We start from the raw sequence: 15,788 nt of genomic DNA on the forward strand, positions 1-15,788 counted from the left end.
ACAATACTGACATATTTGTCAGTATGTAGTATGATTAACATAGGAAGTGAAAATGTATGACAATTCATTATAAAGAGAAAACTTTTTTCAATGGAAAAGACTTGGCGTTATCAGTTATAGGCGGACGCTGGAAAATAGCAATTATATGGTGTTTGCTTCAACAGTCTCCATTAAGGTTAAGCGAAATGCAAATAAAACTCCCCCAAGTCAATCAACGCATGTTAATTAGACAACTAAGGGAATTGGAAGATGATAAAATAATTAATAAAACTGTATACCCTGTTGTACCTCCTAAAGTTGAGTATCAACTAAGCGTAATCGGTCTTCGACTAGAACCCGTTGTAACCGCCATCTGTGATTGGGGAGATGATTTTGCAGAACAATTGGAAGGAAACGCTGGTAATATATCAGTTGACTAACAAGTAATTCTGATAATTACATAGAAACACTATCCTAAATTGCAACATTAAATGCAACGAATGTTCGCAGTTGTGGAAGAAGCACTGTGCATGTATCGGGCCAATGAAATAAATTCTTGTGAAATCAGGAAGCCTTTTTAAACTGTGAACTCTATTTTTATGATTAAGCCAAGAACACCCGTGACTTCAGTCGTGGGAGGTTCATAAGACTCGATATTCAGACACGTAAGCATAATTTATTTGAATATTTACAAATTGCGGTATAATAATTACAAAAGAAAAAGGAGATTGAGCGATTATGACTACTTATGAAGAAAATGTAGAAGGTTTTGATAAAATTGATTCCGCAAAAGGACAGGACTTGGTAAAAGGAGAAACCGAAGCCGTAATCTATATTGGCAAGGCTGTATGTCCTTATTGTCAAATATTCGTTAAAAAACTTAGAAAAGTTGCTGAGGAAACTGATACTCATATTTATTATATCAATAGTGTAGAAGAATCTGATATGGAAGGTATTACTGCCTTCCGTAAAAAATACGATATACCTACAGTTCCAGGTTTCATCTTTACTAATGGTGACAAAGTAAGCGTGAAATGCGATTCGTCAATGCCAGAAGAAGAAATCAAAGCTTTTATGAATAAATAATTCAATTTCAAACAGTGGTCTTTGCAATCGGGCTCTGTTGTGGGTGCGAAATGTTCCTGGCTTTAATGAAATGTGGTTACACAATTTCGGTAAAGGCCAGGCATTTTTAGGTTTCCTAAAACGGAGGGATTATGTCGAGGAGTCGGGTGAGTTGGTAACGCCCTGGAAGGCTCTCCATGCGTCGAGTAGCACGCTATTCAGTAAGGGGAAACGTGTTTTATTGGCTTGGCTAATAGGCACGAGAATTTACCGTAACAGTTCGATTGATGAAAGCATACTTGATGGGGTGTGTAAATCATGGAGCTTGGTTTGAACAGATATGGTGAGAGTGTAATATGAAATAACGGAATATACTGTATTTATGCAGATCTTTTGAATGTACGGCTCTAGAAGCGCGTTATATAGAAATGTATTTACTACCAAATGTGGGGTTAGCTATTGATGAGTAAGAATCCGCAATACGAAAATCCATCTTGTGTAACAGGCGCATGCATTGCTAACAGGCTCATAGGAAGCACCTAAGCTTGTTATTCGTATAAAGTCCCATACCTTTTTAATCAATCAAATTATTCAATTTCTTTCTCAATACTTAATTTAAATAGATAGTGACAAATATGTCAGTATTAACTTATTATTCAAAATACAGTACAATAGGTTTAGAAGGAAGAAGGGGGCAATGTGAAAAGTAAAGCAGCGTAACATTTGGACCGAATGGACCACTCAAAATTATTTGCTTGGTTGTGGAATATCTACTGGTAACTGAGCTGTTAAAAACACTTCGAAAGTCGAAGAAGAAGCTGTAACTGCAGTATTTAAGTTAAGCGCAATAGGTTTAGCTGAAATTCAGGGATTAAATAAGTGAATATATTCGAGGGGGAATTTATATGACTACCACTAAATTACATTCAAGATTAGATAACGGGATTAATGATTATCCAGAAGTAAAAGACTTTGCTGGAGGTACATTAAAGTGTCTTTGTGAATCAAATAAAGTAGAAGTCAAGGTAGATTCACAAACAATGCACAACCATGCTTGTGGTTGTTCTAAGTGTTGGAAACCAGAAGGTGCAACTTTTTCTTTAGTAGCTGTAGTATCTCGTGATAAAGTTAACGTCGTTAGTAACGGTGATAAGTTAGGGATAGTTGATGAAACCGCTGCAATTCAAAGACATTTCTGTAAAGAATGTAACGCACATTTATTTGGTCGTATAGAAAACAAAGACCATGCATTTTACGGGTTAGATTTTGTTCATACAGAATTATCAGAGGATAAAGGATGGTCGGCACCACAATTCGCGGCATTTGTTTCGTCTGTAATCGAAACAGGTACACCGGCTTCAGAAATGGCTGATATCAGAAAAGAGTTAAATAATCTTGGATTACCTACCTATGATGTCCTATCACCTGAGTTAATGGATTTAATTGCTGCTAAAACTGCTGAACTGAATAGCGTATTACAGAAATAAAAGTTATATTTTAATGTAGTAATTAAGAAATATTAGACTAGTTAAATGGACCTTCTTTTTCATAAACTAGCGGTTGTTGATTAATCGTAAAATCGTTAGTTTATAAAAAATATTGTCGTCAAGAGTCTTTTTAAAGTCTAGTTTCGCTTCAATCTCACACATTTTTAAAAATCTAGAGATTGAAAAGATATACAAAAGTACTTACTCTATTTCAGAGTAAGTGCTTTTGTATATTGATTATTTAGAGTGTGGGTCTAAATCAACAAGTAACGTATTGTGGCTCAGGTTCGATAGAGTGTATGCAATCATTGCACTATTCGTCGTCTACATGTCTACATATTTATATGAAACCGCTCTTAATATCTGGAATAATAGGCTTTACAAAGGAAATGTGAAAGAGTAATTTAATGCTAGATAGACAATTGAATACAGAAGCATTCGATAAAAGACGTTTCAACGAAATTTATGCTATGTTGCAAGGTCTTCAATAGAAGGAACAGATCTCATCGAAAGAGGTGGCGAACATAGCAATTATAATAATTTTTAAAAATAGACAACAATTAGAAACAGAAAATGCGGTAAAAGTTATGCATGAGTGGGGAAGTGTCAGTGAAGTTTTTCCCTGAATGAACTTGTTTTCTGTTTAATATGGATTAATATTAAAAGGCAGGATATGGTTTATATGGATTATGCTTTTTTAGTAATTTGAATGTTAAGTATATTGGGATATTATTCATTGCGAAATATTTCACTAATATTACGTATTCGTAACCATGAATCATGCTATTCTTCTAATAGGAATATTATTGTTTTTAGCATACTATGGTTGGTTAGCCCTTGACAATTAATTTCCGCTAGAGCGCTCATTTAATTATGGGTGCTCTTTTATTATATCGAATTATGACAGTTACAATCATTTCCATTCACGCTATGATTAGTGTGGGGATAGGTAATCAAATGGGATATAACTTTGGAATGCAAGGTAAATCTTCTCAACAACAAGCGATTGTAAGGAAACGTGATCGAGAAGAAGAACTAAGAAAAAAGGAATGAATAAGACAAAACGAAATTAGTTGTAGAGCTATTGAACGAGCAGGACAATACGATGTAGTTACTTTCTCACGAGCAGGATAATACGATGTAGTTACTTTCTCAAAAGGGTCTCAACTTTTAAGTTTTTCAGAAGGCTTATCGCTCACCCCGCGGAACGCGTGCGCCTGTAACGGAAATCAGTAGTATTATAGGACAGAACCTATTCATCAAATTACTTGGAACACTGGAATTATGAAACAGAAAATTTTATACTTATTTTTTTGAAAAAAGCATTGCTGTCTCTTAGCATTGCTTTTTTGATGCTATGAAGGTCAGAAAATCGTTTATGTCTGAGTTCGTTCTTAAGTTTACCTAACCAGTTGGACCTTCATTTTTACTTACTGACTATTCATTCAATAGATTTCATCTCATGTATAGTCAACCTTACATAATGTTTAACATACAATACAATATGTACAACAGCGCTTACTCAATTTTACAAGGGGGTATGTAAGCATGACCTATCAAGAAAAGAAAAGCATCGTCTCGTTAATCAGCGCTATTTTCATTTTTATAACCTTCTGCTTGTATATGTATCCACAGTATCCAGAAGGGGGGCTAGACTCTTCCGAAACCTTACGCTATTGGGGTTCATTCATACTCATTTTAACTGTGGTCTCTGTAGTAGCTCACATTGTAATTAGTATTATTTTCAACATTTTTTTTAGAATTACAACAAGAGAAAAAGAACCAGCATTCGCAGATGAATTAGATAAACTAATTGACTTGAAAGCAAACCGAAACTCCTTCTTTGTATTTATCATTGGTTTTGTAATTGCAATGGGATCGTTAATTATTGAGCCTTGGTCACAGATGATGTTTATTATTCTCATTGCTTCAGGATTCATCTCAGATGTGGTTGGCTCTTTATCGAAGCTATATTACTATCGGAAAGGTGTCTAATATGGGTAAAAGTCTTGTCGGCAATCACATCCGAAAATTACGGTTTAACCATGATGAAATGACCCAGCAGCAATTAGCTGACAAGGCAGGTGTTACAAGACAAACTATCGTGGCTCTCGAAAAAGGAAACTACTCGCCATCACTAGAATTGGCCTTTCGTATTTCCTTAGCCTTTAACTTACCATTGGAGGAGGTTTTCTTTTACGGGGACGTCCCAAGCTTGAAGAAAAAATAATCATTTATTATGAGTTTTAGAAAAGGGGGATAAAGTATGAATTCAAATCAGAAAGCAGCAAAAATTGTGGGGGTCCTGTTTTTATTAGCAGCACTTTCGGCGGTAATTGGTCTTTTATTGTACGATCCAATCCTAAATGGTTCCAATTACTTGATTGAAGGTTCTGCTCATGCCAATCAGGTGACACTAGGAGCACTTTTGGAGTTAATTCTTGTTGTATCAGTGGTGGGGACGGCTACGACAATGTTTCCGATTTTAAGAAAGTACAATGAAACTATAGCTCTTTGGCATGTTTACTTCAGATTTCTTGAAGCGGTTATAATTACTGTAGGTATAATTAGCGTATTGTCACTATTGACCTTAAGCCAGAACTTTGTAGCAGAGGGAGCCGCGAATCCTGCTACTTACCATGCTTCAGGAATACTATTAAAAGCGATACATGACTGGACGTTTATGCTTGGACCACTATTCATGTTAGGCATCAACACAATTATGTATAGTTATATATTTTATAAATCAAAGCTTGTACCCAGACCTTTATCTATCTTGGGTATGGTAGGAGCAGTGATAGTATTCATTAATGCTTTGTTAGTACTGTTCGGAGTAGTTGAGCAAATTTCTGCTTGGGGTATTTTAGCGCTTCCAATAGCAGCATTTGAAATGATATTAGCTGTATGGCTCCTAGTTAAGGGGTTCAATGAATCTGCACTTTCTTACTTGTCAAAAATAGCAAACGACAAGAGATTAGCTCAGGAAGATCGAATGCATTAATACAAAAAAAGTACAGGATCATAACATCGTCACAATCCAGTACGCTTTTACTTCAGCTATTCTATTGAAAGTATGAAGGAATACGGACTAGTTCCTGACGGTTGGCAAGTCCATGATGAAATCCCTTTGGATCAAAGTGGTACCAATGACGAGATTATGGCAAATGAATCTGGATATTTATTATTGGAATTAATAAAGGTATTGAAGATTATGAATCACGATTTCTGACCTTGATTGGCTTATGCCTGTCAAGGTTTCTTATTAGGAGGAGGCTACCCGGTGACGAATACCCCTCTTTTTGGGAACGGCACCCTTCAGCATCTTGTTGGGGCATCCATGCCAAGATAAACTACATCAAAAATGGTTATACTTGATATGCTAATCCTATTGTTACATCCCACGGGAAACAATTCCTGTAACAATCCCGTTGTTCTCCGTTCCGTGCGGACACCAATGACACCACCCCATGCAAAATATAAGTGTAGTATTCTTAGATAACTGGAAAATCAATAAAATTCTTATGTAATACCGCTGTGCAATTATACATGAAGGCGTATGATAGGTAGTTTCATCTCACTGGTATAATAGAGAAAATCAAATTCAGGAGGTACTTAAATGGTAATGAACCATAAACAACCGAATTTAGAAGCCAGAGTCAAGAACATCATTGAAGTTGATGGCTTAAAATTTAAAGATTTGAATAACAGCGGAAAGTTAGAGCCATATAAGGATTGGCGTTTGAGCCCGAGAGAACGCGCGGAGAATCTAGTTGCATTGATGAATACGGACGAAAAGGTCGGTATGATGCTTATTCATACACGTAAGATGGGACTTTCTCAAAAAGATAAGGAAAAGACAAGTCATGACGGTATTTTAGATGAAGCGATTGTAGAAAAAGGGGAAAATATCTTCGCTGCATCAAAAGTATATGGAACAACACATACGATTGAGAAAAGGAATTTAAGACACTTCATTTTAAGAGATAATTTTAGTCCAGCTGAAATGGCGGAGTGGATTAATAAATTAAATGAAGTTGCTGAGGGAACACGTTTAGGTATCCCAGTCATCGTAACGTCTAATTCAAGAAATGAAAATGCGGAGCCTATTTTTGGTATGAATGATGCAGGCGGTATTTTTTCCACGTGGCCCGGAACTTTAGGACTTGCGGCGGCAGCGCAAGGGGATATTAAAAACGGTGGGGATGCATCACTTATTAGCGAATTTGCCAAAATCGCTCATGAAGAGTGGAATGCTACGGGTATAAGAAAAGGTTATATGTATATGGCGGATACCGTTACAGATCCGAGATGGCAACGGACGTATGGTACGTTCGGAGAAAATCCAGAATTTATTTCCGATGCGATTGGTCGCCTTATCGCTGGATTCCAAGGTGAGGAGTTAGGGAAAGAGAGTATAGCGATGACAACGAAGCATTTTCCAGGTGGTGGAGCAAGAGAAAATGGATTTGACCCCCATTACGTGGAAGGGAAGTGGAATCTTTACCCAACCCCGGGAAGTTTAGAAAAGTATCACTTACCTCCATTTAGAGCAGCGGTCGAACATGGTACGTCGTCTATTATGCCGTATTACTCTATACCAAGTATTAAGAAGAGTGTCGTACAAGAGTTCGAGGGTGAAGAGATTCCATTCGAAGAGGTGGGCTTCGCATTTAATCATTATTTCATCAATTATATTCTGAGAGAAAAACTTGGATTTATAGGCTATATAAATAGTGACAGTGGTATTGTGAATAATATGAGTTGGGGCGTAGAAGCATTGAGTGTGGCTGAACGTTTTGCTAAAGCAGTCAACGCAGGAACAGATATAGTTGCTGATACAGGAGATATAGAAAATCTTAAATTAGCAGTTAGCAAAGGATGGATTAGTGAAAAACGTATTAATGAGGCAAATGTACGACTCCTTACAGAAATGTTTACACTAGGACTTTTCGACAATCGTACGTATAATTCACCGGAATTGGCTACAACTGCAGTTAGTAACCAAGCTAATTGGGATGCAGCTTATGAGGGACATAAAAAATCGGTAACCGTATTAAAAAATCAAAATCAGACATTGCCATTAACAGCTGAAAAGCTTACAAATAAAAAGATTTATGTGGAAGTATTACATAGGGAAATGGAACAAGCAACAGCTTACACTGAAAAGGCGAGAAAAGAATGTCTTGAGTTAGGGCAATTTACGTTGACTGATAACTATGAAGAAGCAGACGTAGCGATTATGTTCTTGCATCCAAGATCTGGATCCTATTTCAATGCAACACTAGGACTGTTAGAGCTTGATATTTGTGAGGATATAGTAGTAACAGCGCTGGATGGTTCATTGTATCAAGAAACGACTTTAACTGGCTTGGATCATTTAAAAGAGGTGGCGGATAACGTTCACGACCGTGATGGAAAAGTGGTTATTAGTGTTAATGTTACATTGCCATGGATACTGGGAAGTGTTGAACCATTGGCAGATGCATTGATTGCTGGATATGATACCTTCTATAATGCGCAGTTTGAAATTATTGTAGGAAATAGTAATCCTGTAGGCGTTCTACCATTGACGTTACCAGCAAGTGATCAAGTTATCGCAGTTTATCAGAATGGCGATTGTGTATCCCGAAATGATGTGCCAGGCTATGACAAGGACAAGTATATGCCTGAAGGACTCAATTATGCATATAAGGATAGCGATGGTAATATCTATAGACTTGGTCATGGATTAAGATATTAATCTATCCGCGGGGCACTTGCCAGTCTCTACGCAGTCGAGGTCAATCTCGATAGCCAGACAACTTAGAACCGGTTGGATTCTTCGAACCATGGGCCGCGCTCCTGCCGCCCATGGATCTGACGACAATGGGGTAGTCTGAACGCGGTTGGTATCTTGTTGCTTACAAAGTACAATTGTTCGACACCAGCGGAAACGCAGGACCCATAGCTTGGGGGGCTGAACCCAAGGTGACTCCTGAGAAGTTATCCATTAGTGGTACAAACTTTTGGGAGGCTTTTTTTCATTTACTTTAAGGAGAAAGAAGAACCATCAATAATTTCAACGTCTATCCTTGCTTTTACTTCATTCATCAATTTAAAAAGCGCCTCATCTTTCTTCTTAGCCTCAATCATACAGTCAATTTGTGGAGTACTACCCTTTATGACATTTAGGAATCTAAAAAACATATCGATGTCTACATAATCTGAATGATGGCGAAAATCTTTATCACTCTTTGGACTTGATATATGCATTTTTATTGGGAGAGGAGAATGCCTCCATGTCTGTACAACTCTATTCCAACTGTTTTCCCAATTTGCATCTTGATGATGGGCCAAATGATGATGATAATCGAAAACTAGAGGTATATCTAGTTTTTCACATAAGTAAAGTGTATCTTCTAACGTAAAAGAAGTATCATCATTTTCAAGCATGATCATATTTTGAATTCTTTTGGGGACGTCCATCCAATTTTCAACAAAACGTTCAAGCGAAAGTTCGGTATCCTTATAATTACCTCCAACATGCATGACACAGCGATGAGTTGGGTCAATCTCCATCGCTTTCAATAATAAGTAATGTAGCTTTAAAGTACTTATTGAATTTTTCAAGATATGCTTCTCTTTTGAATTAATCAGCACAAAGTGATCGGGATGAAAATCAACCCTAATCTTATGTTTTTTTGTGAAATCTCCAATCTCACGAAGCGGTTCTTTTAATGGCTTTATATAATTCCAGTCAAGAAGTTCCTCGTGGTTTGCTAAAGGAATAAGGCGAGAGGTAAGTCGATAAAAATGAATATCATGCGCTGCATTATGTTTTAACAGTCTCAGTGTGTTGTGTAAATTCGACAGTGCAATACGTTCTAATTTACGGATAGCAGCTTCTTTATCATCGATTTTTTGGAATTGGGTAAAAGTCATTGTTTGCGATGGGGAAGCATTTTTAAGTTCCGTACTCATTGCGACATAACCCAGACGTACAATTGTCAATTATTCCACCTCATTAGTTTTGTATACTCTAGTCTCCACGGTTACCATTCCACAGATGCGCCTGAAATACGTTTGACTCCCCGAATTGCGGCTATTTCATCGACAAGTCTATGCATAGCAAGATTCTTTTGTTTTGCTTCTATCATTATGTCAAAGTCCTGATTAAGCTCCTTTGCCATCTTTAAGAAGGGGAGGACAAAGTCTAAAGAAACAAAATCAGCATGGGAACGATAGGCTTGATCAGATTTTGGTGAAGAAATGTGGACTTTGGGTACAATTGTACTGTGATTCCAAGTCTTAAATATACGGTGTAAGTAAAGAAGGAGGTCGCACTCTCCGGTATTTGCCATATAGTGATGATAATCAAGTACCATTGGAATGTTTTCCTTATCACAAGTAATGAGTGTTTCCTGAATGTCATACGTTTTATCATCATTTTCAAGCGTCATAAGCTTTTTAATCTTTTTTGGCAATTTTTTGAGATTGTGATGGAAACGGTTTAATGAACGATCTTTATCCCCATAGGCTCCGCCAATATGAATATTAATTAATCCCGTATCGAGAGCATTCATTGCATTGAGCATTTTATAATGATATTCCATGTCTTTTACTGCATTCGTTGTGACTTCTTCTCTTTCGCTTGTGAAAAGTGTAAATTGATTTGGGTGAAAGCTTACTCTAAGCTTAAAATGTTGAACTAAATTTCCGATTTCCTCCCATTCTTTTTTAAATGGTGTTAAGAAATCCCACATTACTTCCGGATGGGTTGCTAAAGGGACAAGTGAGCTTGAAAATCGGTATAATTCTATTTCATGCGCGATATTATAATGCAAAATTCTTTTCGTGTGCTGTAAATTTTGAGCGGTTACCGATTTCAGTTTTTCCATTCTCTCGTTTTTAGGAAGCGCTGAATACCGTGTAAAAGTTAAAGTTTTTGACGGGCTCGCATCCCATAAGCCAAGTGCATTTGCTACATATCCGAACCGGATTTTCATCTACTTTACCCCTTCATTCAATACTCTGAGGTTGAAATCTATACTAAAAGAAAAAAGTTGTATAAAGCATATTATCTGCATAAAGTCATAATGCATACACAAGTTGAAAATGGAAACACGCCATATTTAAAGAAGGGGTTCCAAATTCGGGTAATTTTTTTCTTAGCGAAGCGAGATAGGAGAAAATATTCAAGAGCTTGTTCATACATCCGGCGGAAGCAACTTTATGACTTTTATATAGGGTTGCTTATTATTATTTTATCACTTTACACAATTCTTTAAACTTCATTAAATATCCTTTATTAATACAATGTTAAAGAGGATTGTAATTACTAAAAAAATGAAAAAAACGCACCCCAGTGACAAGTAATAACCCCTTGGAGGACCAAGGGGTTAGTTTTATAATTAAATATTTCATATAAATTGTGATTCAAAAAACGCCATTATAAACTTGTTCTTCCGCTATAACCGTGTCTATGAGGATTAGTACCATTTATAGTAGTAAAACCGCTAAACTCATGATAATGACCGCCGTTAGGAAGGGGAATAGCTGGACCGGTAACTCCACGAATCTCATGTCGATGTTGATCATCGACTGATGTAAAAGTAAAGTATCTATGAGTGTGTGGTACACCACTTGGAGCTGGTTCAGTAGTTCCGGCATATCTGTGATTATGTCCTACATCAAAAGAAGTGACGCCTCTAAATTCGTGGACATGAGCAGGAACGGGTCTTCCATCCCATTGAGTAATAAAAAGCTGATGGGAATGCATAGGGTCAGAATCGTCTGAATGATACATGAACCCGGAAACTGGTATTTCCAATAGTATAACTCCTTTTTGCTTTTTCAATACTATATGTATTGGAGGGAAAAAGGTTTCAAACTTATGTCGATAAAGAGGTTTGTTTGTAAAAATACGCCACACCTTTTGATTTATCATATCAGTGTGAAACTGCACCCAAGATATACAATCTTTAGGGGGAATTATCCTCATTTCAGTTGTTTTATTTACGACATATACAAAAAAACATTCCATCTTCTATTAGTAGATACATCTTTGGAAAAACACCTAATTTATTTAGGTGTTTTTCTATGTACTACGCTATTCGGATAATTCATCTTCAACTAATAGGGTTTATTCCAAACGAATTAACGCTGAAGTTTAGCAATGTTTAGTCTAGGCGTATGTACGGACTGTCACTCCTTACATCGCATAACCTAAAATGAGATCAAAAGGAGGTAAAAATAATGACACGATTTGATTACGATCGACATGACAGAGACGATGATGACTACGAGTATGACGGTTATGGGAGACGCCGCAGAAGACGACGTCCACGATTTCAATACCCAATTTATCCAATCTACCCAATCTACCCAATCTACCCGCCATACCCACCATACCCACCTTACTATCGCTATCCATACTACAACCGTCCTTATGGCTATTAATAAAGATGCCTACTCTCTAAAAATATGATTTGGTAATTTCATTCTTAAACAATACTGTCTGAAAAAAAAGGGATTGCTTCGGTAATCTCAAAATACATGATTTTATCCATCCTATACTATACAAATATTTGGGATGTGATCATGGTGTTTGGCTTTTTATATATTTTGAAAAACATATCTTACAGGGAGCCTGATTGCTCCCTTTTTTAATATATATTTCAATTCAATTAAATTTTAGAAAGAGATTTATCGGGTATTTATTCGAATTTCTTAGTTTTGTATCATGGGACAATTTCAAAAACAGTACCTTTGTTAAAATCAGTCACATTCATAGAGCCGTAAACACCTAAATATAGTCTAGTTTGATCCAGATTCGATCCTAAACTAACATAATAAGATGATTCAGATCCGAAATTATAATCTGTTTGAATCACACTAAAATCATTTGGTTTACTATCTGTTCTTACCCTAGAATAAGCTAAAACCCCTCTACCTGGAGATTGGGATTCCTCATCCCGGGCAAGATCGGTAAACACAACGCTTCCCGTTAAATCGGGGATTCCGTTCCCCATATAGGCTTGCACACCTGTAAGTGCAGTTCCTCCAAACTTATCGGTTCGAGGGTCTTTATGAAAATAACTGGTTAAAGGCTGTAGACGACTCGATGAAGTTTTTACTGCTTCATTGTAATAAGCGGTTGTTTTCTCATCCAAAGTCGGATTTGCAGCGCAGCCCCTTATAATCGAAGTAGGAAAAGTACCTTCCCACCCTCGCCAGCCAAAGTTAATAAATCCTTCATGGTCAGGTTCAGATTTCATTAAGGAAGTTTGAATAAGCTGAGTAACTGGTATTGGTTTATAATGCACAAATGAAAAAATCGCCTCTTCCAAATCCTGTCCGACATTACCCACGTATTTGATATACTGATTATAAAACCTTTGAAATGAAATACCTGGTATATTCCGAACACCTTTGGCGATTACTGTAAGTGTTTCCTGAATAGGGACGGGCAATTCATTAAAACGTGTGGCTACGGGGGGATTATAGATAAATGTATTCTTAACTACATCAATTTCGATTATTTTCCCAGCTATCTCCATATCATTCTGGCTTAAATTAAATGGATCATAGCCTGATCCACCATCTCCAGTTGTTAAAACAAGTTTTCCTGATTCAGGTGAGAAGTTTAAGCTATTGACACCATTATGATTTAAAAAAGGTCTTCTTAAATTTAGTAATGTCCGTCGTTTTTGAGGTTGACCATTCGATTGTAAAATCCATTCTTCAACCGTATCAATATGATCATAGCGAGTTTCTCTGTTTATCCACTTTAGGTTTAAAGTTTTAGGATTACACGGGTTAGGCTCAAAAGAATCAGGAAGCGCACCAGGCCCTTGTGTTCCAGCTACTGAATAATGAAGATAAAACAGACCATTATAATGAAAATCAGGATGAAAGGCTAGACCCAGCAATCCCCGTTCATCATATCCACCACCAGAAGCACCTAGTTTTATGATTCGAGAGCGAATATCTAAAAAAGTTCTAATAACTCCGTTACCTATGTAAAAGATCTCTCCAACCTGGGTTGCAATAAATAACCTTTCAATTGATTCACCTGGAAGTATGGTTGTTTTCAAAACGGTGGGTAAATTGAGATTATTTACAATGGGTCGTAAACGAACCTTAACTTTTATCAACTAACAATACACTCCTTCAAGTTGTTATCTTTTATAAGAATATGATTTGAACTGTTATGTTAGTACCAAATTAGGACCGGGGAATCTGACAAGGCATAGCAATAATTTCCGAACCAACGTCGGAGGAATCCAGGATAGGGAACTTAGGGGATGACTCATTCATTTTCTTGAATTGTAAACAACATACGAGATCGACTATTATTGCTGCAATAACACCTGTTCCAGAAAATATGAAAAGGTCGGGCATCTGCTTACAATTGAATAGTTTAAAGTTAGAAGCATTTCTTTGTAATGGAAATGTTTTTTTATTTCTGGAAATGAAAATGATAACAACAATAAAATAGTGGTATTGAATAAAAGTTTATTGTTAAACGATATATTATGTGCTAATATAAAAGTGACAATAAATATGTGAGGTGCTTTTTATGAAACGAGGATCAACACTTTTTTTGAAGTTAGCTGTTATTCTTATGGGAATTCCTGTTCTTGCTTTATGTCTGTTTTTGTTGCCCCAAATAGCGAGTGAGGCAAATGAAGCAGCAGAAAGAGGTTCGGATTTAGCTTTTGTAGTATATGGTCTTTTAATGATTATGTATGTTTCAGCAATCCCATTTTACTTCGCTTTGTTTCAATCTTTTAATCTTTTAAGCTATATTGACAAGAACCAAGCTTTCTCGCATTTATCTGTAGGAGCTCTAAAGAAAATCAAAAACTGTGCCATTATAATCAGTGGCTTGTACTTGGTAGCTCTGCCTTTCGTTTATATTATGGCGGAGGTGGACGACGCACCAGGTCTAATAATAGTCGGAATGGTCCCTATTTTTGCTTCCATGGTGGTTGCCTTCTTTGCTGCAGTTCTTCAAAGGCTTTTAAAAGAAGCTATAGATATAAAAGAGGAAAATGATTTAATAGTCTGAGTTGAGGTGAATAATATGGCGATTATAATCAATATTGACGTGATGCTCGCTAAAAGAAAAATGAGTGTGACGGAACTATCGGAGAGGGTCGGAATCACGATGGCAAATATTTCGATTTTGAAAAATGGCAAGGCTAAAGCAATTCGATTATCCACTTTAGAGGCGATTTGTAAAGCTCTTGAATGTCAGCCTGGCGATCTATTAGAATACAGAAGTAACGAGGACTCTTAAGGATAATCATTAATTAAACAGGTGTTATACCACCTATTTAAAAAGATAAAAGGTGAGGATCATGATCAGAGAAATACAGATTTATATCCTTTTAACTGATACAGGGACGACTTTAAATAGGCTGATTAAGTCCTATACTAAAAAAACGTATAATCATGCTTCAATCGCCTTTGATGCGGAATTAATTGAGGTATATAGTTTTGGAAGAAAAACAGCGAAAAACCCTTTTATAGGAGGGTTTGTTAAAGAAGATATTCATTCCGTCATATTCAAACAAGCCTATTGTGCAATCTATTCTTTAACCGTAACAAATGATGAATTTCAAAGGATGTCTCAATATATCCAAGAAATTGCAGCCAAAAAGGAACACTACCGTTATAATTTTATTGGATTATTTGGTGTGATGTTTAAAAAACCGATAATAAGAAAGAATGCTTTCTTCTGTTCTCAGTTTGTGGCTACTGTCCTAAAGGAAAGTAAGTCCATTTACTTTGAAAAAGATCTTTCTCTGATCGAACCAAGTGAATTGCCTCATTCGGCAAATTTCCAATTGATTTTTGAAGGTAAATTAAAAGATTATCAAAACGGACTTATGAACGAAAGCATCCATGTTCGTTATCCGGTAGTTCCGATTGAAATGTGATTCTGTGTTATTACACTTAGCCTCACTAATAACGCTAACTAATCTGCATTCGACATGAAAAAGGACATTCTGACAACTTTCAATAAAATTAATTTATTATAAATTACGAGGCGAGGTTATGGGTGGTATGAAGTAACCTCGTCATATCTAAAAGAAAAAGCGTTACTCCAATCATTTGGGGGACGCTTTTTTGTGTGCCCATCATGGGCGTAATCTATAGGGTGCAAGTCCCGAACAAGTAAAGGTTAGCTTACTGCTAAAGAAGTTTTTCAAAAACGGTTGGGTATTATTCTACTTGCCCCTAATTTGATTATACAACTAAGTGAAGACT

Annotated in this window: 16 protein-coding genes and 1 pseudogene; 13 read left to right on the forward strand and 4 right to left on the reverse strand. The window is 36.5% G+C overall.

What is annotated here, in order from left to right:
* Positions 1–56 precede the first annotated feature (56 nt).
* The 9 genes and pseudogenes from AC1TO4_RS13615 (at position 57) to AC1TO4_RS13655 (ending at position 8,271) form a co-directional block, all read left to right on the forward strand.
* Positions 57–419 (forward strand): winged helix-turn-helix transcriptional regulator, encoded by a 363-nt coding sequence (locus AC1TO4_RS13615; RefSeq protein WP_482105784.1) that lies wholly within the window; start codon positions 57–59, stop codon positions 417–419.
* A 298-nt stretch (positions 420–717) separates the two neighbouring features.
* Complete coding sequence (locus tag AC1TO4_RS13620) at positions 718–1,065, forward strand: DUF6568 family protein (RefSeq protein ID WP_482105785.1); 348 nt, start codon at positions 718–720, stop codon at positions 1,063–1,065.
* Between the two features lie 730 nt (positions 1,066–1,795).
* Positions 1,796–1,918, forward strand: a pseudogene (locus tag AC1TO4_RS13625) (zinc-binding dehydrogenase); the annotation flags it as partial.
* A 31-nt stretch (positions 1,919–1,949) separates the two neighbouring features.
* A complete protein-coding gene (gene gfa, locus AC1TO4_RS13630; protein WP_482105786.1) occupies positions 1,950–2,531 on the forward strand; it encodes an S-(hydroxymethyl)glutathione synthase in 582 nt (193 codons plus the stop codon).
* Positions 2,532–3,404: 873 nt separating this feature from the next.
* Complete coding sequence (locus tag AC1TO4_RS13635; protein ID WP_482105787.1) at positions 3,405–3,584, forward strand: hypothetical protein; 180 nt, start codon at positions 3,405–3,407, stop codon at positions 3,582–3,584.
* 495 nt (positions 3,585–4,079) lie between these two features.
* Positions 4,080–4,526 carry a hypothetical protein gene (locus AC1TO4_RS13640; RefSeq protein ID WP_482105788.1) on the forward strand — a complete coding sequence of 149 codons (447 nt, stop codon included), beginning with the start codon at positions 4,080–4,082 and terminating at the stop codon, positions 4,524–4,526.
* A gap of 1 nt (position 4,527) precedes the next feature.
* Complete coding sequence (locus AC1TO4_RS13645) at positions 4,528–4,761, forward strand: helix-turn-helix transcriptional regulator (RefSeq protein ID WP_482103167.1); 234 nt, start codon at positions 4,528–4,530, stop codon at positions 4,759–4,761.
* A 36-nt stretch (positions 4,762–4,797) separates the two neighbouring features.
* Positions 4,798–5,532, forward strand: coding sequence for a DUF4386 domain-containing protein (locus AC1TO4_RS13650; RefSeq protein WP_482105789.1), 735 nt, complete (start codon positions 4,798–4,800; stop codon positions 5,530–5,532).
* A 615-nt stretch (positions 5,533–6,147) separates the two neighbouring features.
* Positions 6,148–8,271: a glycoside hydrolase family 3 protein gene (locus tag AC1TO4_RS13655; RefSeq protein ID WP_482105790.1), complete on the forward strand. Its 2,124-nt coding sequence runs from the start codon at positions 6,148–6,150 to the stop codon at positions 8,269–8,271.
* A gap of 284 nt (positions 8,272–8,555) precedes the next feature.
* Here AC1TO4_RS13655 and uvsE (AC1TO4_RS13660) read toward each other — a convergent pair whose 3' ends face one another.
* The 3 genes from uvsE (AC1TO4_RS13660) to AC1TO4_RS13670 form a co-directional block, all read right to left on the reverse strand.
* Positions 8,556–9,521, reverse strand: coding sequence for a UV DNA damage repair endonuclease UvsE (uvsE, locus tag AC1TO4_RS13660; RefSeq protein WP_482105791.1), 966 nt, complete (start codon positions 9,519–9,521; stop codon positions 8,556–8,558).
* Between the two features lie 41 nt (positions 9,522–9,562).
* Positions 9,563–10,516, reverse strand: coding sequence for a UV DNA damage repair endonuclease UvsE (gene uvsE / locus AC1TO4_RS13665; protein WP_482105792.1), 954 nt, complete (start codon positions 10,514–10,516; stop codon positions 9,563–9,565).
* Positions 10,517–10,959: 443 nt separating this feature from the next.
* Entirely contained in the window at positions 10,960–11,340 is a 381-nt protein-coding gene (locus tag AC1TO4_RS13670) for a YmaF family protein (protein ID WP_482105793.1), read from the reverse strand.
* Positions 11,341–11,765: 425 nt separating this feature from the next.
* Here AC1TO4_RS13670 and AC1TO4_RS13675 point away from each other — a divergent pair, with 425 nt between their 5' ends.
* Complete coding sequence (locus tag AC1TO4_RS13675; protein WP_482103162.1) at positions 11,766–11,969, forward strand: hypothetical protein; 204 nt, start codon at positions 11,766–11,768, stop codon at positions 11,967–11,969.
* A gap of 281 nt (positions 11,970–12,250) precedes the next feature.
* On the opposite strand, the gene AC1TO4_RS13680 is transcribed toward AC1TO4_RS13675, so the two are convergent.
* A complete protein-coding gene (locus tag AC1TO4_RS13680; RefSeq protein WP_482105794.1) occupies positions 12,251–13,666 on the reverse strand; it encodes a PQQ-dependent sugar dehydrogenase in 1,416 nt (471 codons plus the stop codon).
* 425 nt (positions 13,667–14,091) lie between these two features.
* Here AC1TO4_RS13680 and AC1TO4_RS13685 point away from each other — a divergent pair, with 425 nt between their 5' ends.
* From AC1TO4_RS13685 to AC1TO4_RS13695, 3 genes are all read left to right on the forward strand, one after another.
* Positions 14,092–14,583, forward strand: a complete 492-nt coding sequence (locus tag AC1TO4_RS13685) for a DUF2975 domain-containing protein (RefSeq protein ID WP_482105795.1) — start codon at positions 14,092–14,094, stop codon at positions 14,581–14,583.
* Positions 14,584–14,598: 15 nt separating this feature from the next.
* Complete coding sequence (locus AC1TO4_RS13690) at positions 14,599–14,814, forward strand: helix-turn-helix domain-containing protein (protein ID WP_482105796.1); 216 nt, start codon at positions 14,599–14,601, stop codon at positions 14,812–14,814.
* A gap of 61 nt (positions 14,815–14,875) precedes the next feature.
* Positions 14,876–15,457, forward strand: a complete 582-nt coding sequence (locus AC1TO4_RS13695; RefSeq protein WP_482105797.1) for a hypothetical protein — start codon at positions 14,876–14,878, stop codon at positions 15,455–15,457.
* The last annotated feature ends 331 nt before the right edge of the window (positions 15,458–15,788 follow it).

This window comes from Sporosarcina sp. Y838 (assembly GCF_056786515.1).